This is a genomic window from Empedobacter sp. UBA5528, from assembly GCF_002426075.1.
Taxonomy (GTDB): domain Bacteria; phylum Bacteroidota; class Bacteroidia; order Flavobacteriales; family Weeksellaceae; genus Empedobacter; species Empedobacter falsenii_B.
The window spans coordinates 132,736-133,178 of record NZ_DINY01000041.1 but is presented as its reverse complement, the minus strand read 5'-3'; the positions used below and the strand labels follow the sequence as shown (position 1 = coordinate 133,178).

Below are 443 nucleotides of genomic sequence, written 5' to 3'. Positions count from 1 at the left end.
TTGAGCGAAGTATTTACAATCGAAGAAAATGTAGATTATCATATCAAATTAATAGTATTCGCCTCAAATTAGCGAAAGAATTTAATGAATTTGAAAATTGTTTTAATCATTGATAGTATGCCGTTTCAGTTTTGTAAAATAGCAAGAATTAAACGCTCGAAAATTTGCAAATAAAATCAGTTTAGTGCACCAAATAGAGGTTTTTGTGCTTCTCAGTAAATGTCTTCTTAAGGCTATAAACTTTATGCTGATTGTTCTTTAAGATGTGTTTTCTAGAGTATTGATATTAGTCCTGCATCTGTTTATGATATTTATTTTTTGAAAGATATAAAATCTCAACTATCAGATTGAGTACTACTTGGTGATAGAGATTATTAGTTGCAAACAATTCAAATTTATTTATTTAGTGAAGTTCATATACGATTAGAATCACCAAAAAGATC

At 27.5% G+C, this 443-nt stretch carries 1 pseudogene; it reads left to right on the top strand.

The features are described from left to right. A pseudogene (locus B4L98_RS14750) lies at positions 1-443 on the top strand (IS982 family transposase); the annotation flags it as partial.